The following is a 3,859-nucleotide window of genomic DNA, read 5'->3' as shown; positions in this document are numbered from 1 at the left end:
GGTCGTTGCCGAACTCCAGCGCTCCGGAGATCGAGGTGCGCCGCGCGCTATTGGGCGGCTGCGCCGACAACTGCGCGACCACGCGCTCGGCGTCGGTGCGGCTGGCGATCACCGTCCACGGCACGATGACGCGCTGCCAGGTGGTGCCGGCCCATTCGACATAGGTAACGGCGATCTTGCCATAAGCGCCATCGGCAATGGCTTGCAGCACATTGTCGTGCGTCAGCGCCGCTGCGTAACCGTGACGCTGGATCTCGAGTTCGTCCGGTGACATCGACAGCGAGACATCGACGGCCAGCACCAGCTCGACATCGACGGGCTCGTCAGCAAGGGACGCCGGCGCCAACCAAAGCGTCAGCGCGAACGCGGCACAGCTCGAAAGCAAATGTCTAGCACAGGCAAAAGCAGACATTCCGCAAGGGTAAGCGAAAACCGCCGGCTTAAAAAGAGAAAAGCCCGGCCGGTGGCCAGGCTTTTGCCTTCATGCCTTTTTGCGCTTGCGAGCACTCAGCTGCGCGGCTTCAAATTCTCCGGATCGTAGAGCGGCTTGTAGCCGACGGCGGCGACTTCGACCGGATATGTCTCGCCAAAATACTCGATGGTGAGCTTACGGCCTTCCTGGGCGTACGCCCACGGCAGATAGGCGAGACCTATGTTCTTGCCGATGGTCGGGCCGTAGGCCATCGAGGTGGTGAAGGACCGCCGGCCGAGGTCGTCGACCAGCGTCTCGCCGGTCTTCGGGTCCATTACAGGCATGGTGCCAACGGGATAGCGGGCAACACCTTTGGAATCGACATTACTGGTCATCACCAGCGTGCACAGCATGGCCGGCTGGTGCTCGCGGGCTCGGAACTCTACATGCCTGGCCTTGCCGCAAAAGTCGTTCTCCTTGACCTTCGGACGGGCGAGATCCGCTTCGAGCAGATTGTACTCGGTCAAAAGGTCGGCGTTCTGCAGGCGCAGGCTCTTTTCCATGCGGCGCGTGTTGGCATAGGTCTCGACGCCGAAGGGCATCACGCCGGTCGAGCGCAGGGCGTCCCAGACGGCCAGGCCGTCCTCGTAGCGCATGTGCAGTTCCCAGCCCTGCTCGCCGACATAGGAGATGCGGAAAGCGGTGACATCCTTGCCGCCGATCCGGACCGGCTTGATCGCCGCGAATGGGAAGTTCTCAACAGAGAGCCCGTCCGGATTTTCGACCACCTTCTGCAAGGTCGCCCGGGCGTTCGGCCCCCAGATGCCGATAGTGACGTATTTCTCGGTCACGTCGGTGATAGTGACGTCGAAGCCTTTGTCCTGTGCCGTGCGGCGCATGTACTGGAAGTCGCGTGGACCGGCGTCCGCGCCGTCGATCAAACGACAGCGGTCAGCCATGCGGATGACGGTAAAGTCGGCCCGCACCATGCCTTCCTCGTCGAGGAAGTGGGTGTAGATGCCCTTGCCGATGTTGTTGTCGCCGCCGATCTTGGCCGCGCACAGCCATTCCAGCAGCGCGACATGGTCGGGACCTTCGATGTCATACATGGCGAAATGCGACAGGTTGACGATGCCGCAATCCTCGCTCATGGCGAGATGCTCGGCATTGGAGACGCGCCAGAAATGGCGGTTGTCCCACTCATTCTCGCGCACCGGCACGCGGTTGCCGTATTTCTCCAAAAGGTGCTCGTTGGCGGCATAGCCGTGGGCGCGCTCCCAGCCGCCGAGCTCCATGAAATAACCGCCAAGTTCCTTCTCGCGCTCCCAGAACGGCGAGCGCCTGATGTTGCGGGCCTTGGAGAACGGCTCGCGCGGATGCACCGCCGGATTGTAGACCTTCATCGCGGTCTCGGTGCAGCGATCCCAGATGAATTGCTCCTTGGTCTGGTGCGGATAGAACCGTGCATAGTCGATGGCATGGTGATCGATTGCGGTGCGGCCGTCGGTCATCCAGTCGGCGATCAGCTTGCCCATGCCGGGACCATCCTTGACCCAGATGGCGACGGCATACCAAAGGCCCCGCACCTTCTGGCTTTCGCCCATGGACGGGCCGCCATCAGCCGTCACCTGGAGAAGCCCGTTGAAGGAATGGCTCTCATTGTAGCCGAGTTCGCCGAGGATCGGCGTCAGTTCCATGGCGCGTTCGAGCGGTGCCAGGATCTGCTCCATGTCGAGGTCGCGCTGTGAGGGCGAAAGCCGCGCCTGATCCTTCTCCAGCAGGTCGCGCGGATGGCACAGGCGCGGATTGGTCTCTTCGTAGTAACCCCACTCGATCTGCCCGCCCTCGGCGGTCTTTGGATCGCCGGTGTCGCGCATATAGGCCGAGTTGCCCTGGTCGCGCAGCAGCGGCCAGCCGATCTCCTTGCCCGTGCCGGCGAACTCGTTGTAGGGGCCGAAGAAGGTCAGCGGATGGTCGATCGGCATGACCGGCAGGTCCTCGCCGACCATTTCCGCGATCAGCCGGCCCCAGATCCCGGCGCAGACGATGACATAGTCGGCCTCGATGGTGCCGCGGTCCGTCACCACGCCTGATATGCGGCCGTCCTTGACGACAAGCGACCGAGCCGACGTGTTGGCGAAGGATTTGAGCTTGCCGGACGCTTCCGCCTGATCGACCAGCTTGCCGGCGACCGTCTGCGAGCGCGGGATGACCAGACCGGCATCGGGATCCCAAAGGCCACCCTGGACAATCGCTTCTTCGATGAGTGGAAATTTCTCCTTGATCTCGGCCGGCTCGATCAGGCGGGCGCGCGTGCCAAACGCCTTGGCCGAGGCGATCTTGCGCTTGATCTCCTCCATGCGGCCGTCGTCGCCGACGCGCGCGACCTCAAGGCCGCCGATGCGCGCGTAGTGGCCCATCTTCTCGTAGAAATCGATGGAGTAGAGCGTCGTCCAGCACGACAGGAAATCGTGGCTGGTCGTGTAGCAGAAGTCGGAGGCGTGCGCCGTCGAGCCGATGTCGGTCGGGATGCCCGATTTGTCGATGCCGACAATGTCATCCCAGCCGCGTTCGATCAGGTGATGGGCGATCGATGCGCCGACGATACCGCCCAGGCCGACGATGACGACCTTCGCCTTTTTCGGAAACTCTGCCATTGCCCGCGACTCCAAAGTGATAAAGCGCGCGGACTATAAGGCGGAGCAGCAGCACGATTGAAGCCTGTTTGCGACATTGGCAAAAAGCCGAGCGACCAGACGGCAGAATGCTTCCCGTCGGACCCTTGGCGGTTCGCCTTCCAAGGTGAAGGCTATAACTCAGGCGAAGGCCCAGATGTCCTCGGCCTGGAAGCCGACCTGATAACCTGCTGTCTTCAGCTTGACCACGACCTGGCCGATCTCGGCCGCGGGCAGCGCGCCGACCTCGACCTTGATCATGCCGGGACGGTAGCGCTTGAGGTCGAGCTGTTCGAAGACGATCCAGTCGGCGCCCTCGCAATCGACGAGAAAGGCGTCGATATGGGTGATGCCATTGCGGTCGAGCAGCGTCTGCAAGGTCTCGGATGGCACCTCGATGTCCCTGAGATGCGGCGCGAACTTGTTGAAGTTGGTGTCGGCCTCGCCCCAGGCATTCTTGCCCGACATCAGATTGGTGTCGGTGACCGACGAGCAGCCGATGAACTCGATGGGCAACGTGCCGGCCTCGAGCGCGGCGGCATCGAAAGTGTGGACGGTGATCGTGCCCTTTGTCTTCGTCACCGCCACCGGCTCGATGATGAACCGGCTGGTGTCGGGGTAGTTGGCGCGCAGTCGTTTCTGATTGTACGGCATCGGCTCGACCAGCATCGCGCGTGCGCCAGCTATGCGGTGCGCTGTTCGACGATGTGACGCCGTGGCTGCACCGCATAGCTGGCGCACGCGCGATGCTGGTCGAGCCGATGCCGTACAA

General features: G+C 62.7%; 2 protein-coding genes and 2 pseudogenes. 1 reads left to right on the top strand and 3 read right to left on the bottom strand.

Annotation, left to right across the window (positions count from 1 at the left end; all coding sequences use genetic code 11):
• The 3 genes and pseudogenes from EN939_RS24575 to EN939_RS24565 form a co-directional block, all read right to left on the bottom strand.
• On the bottom strand, positions 1 to 412 hold a 412-nt coding region (locus EN939_RS24575), incomplete at its 3' end, for a DUF1194 domain-containing protein (RefSeq protein ID WP_127270287.1).
• A 95-nt stretch (positions 413 to 507) separates the two neighbouring features.
• On the bottom strand, positions 508 to 3,069 hold the full coding sequence (locus tag EN939_RS24570; RefSeq protein ID WP_127270286.1) for a GcvT family protein: 2,562 nt from the start codon (positions 3,067 to 3,069) through the stop codon (positions 508 to 510).
• Positions 3,070 to 3,228: 159 nt separating this feature from the next.
• A pseudogene (locus tag EN939_RS24565) lies at positions 3,229 to 3,780 on the bottom strand (FkbM family methyltransferase); the annotation flags it as partial.
• Here EN939_RS24565 and EN939_RS39855 point away from each other — a divergent pair.
• Positions 3,777 to 3,859, top strand: a pseudogene (locus tag EN939_RS39855) (FkbM family methyltransferase); the annotation flags it as partial. The pseudogenes EN939_RS24565 and EN939_RS39855 sit on opposite strands and share 4 nt — an antisense overlap.

It is taken from the genome of Mesorhizobium sp. M7A.F.Ca.CA.002.05.1.1 (genome assembly GCF_003998335.1).
In the GTDB taxonomy this organism is placed as follows: domain Bacteria; phylum Pseudomonadota; class Alphaproteobacteria; order Rhizobiales; family Rhizobiaceae; genus Mesorhizobium.
This window is presented reverse-complemented; position numbering and strand designations above follow the sequence as displayed.

Coding starts and splice junctions, on each gene's coding strand:
- EN939_RS24570 (WP_127270286.1), bottom strand. CDS start 3,069: ATGGCAGAGTTTCCGAAAAAGGCGAAGGTCGTCATCGTCGGCCTGGGC.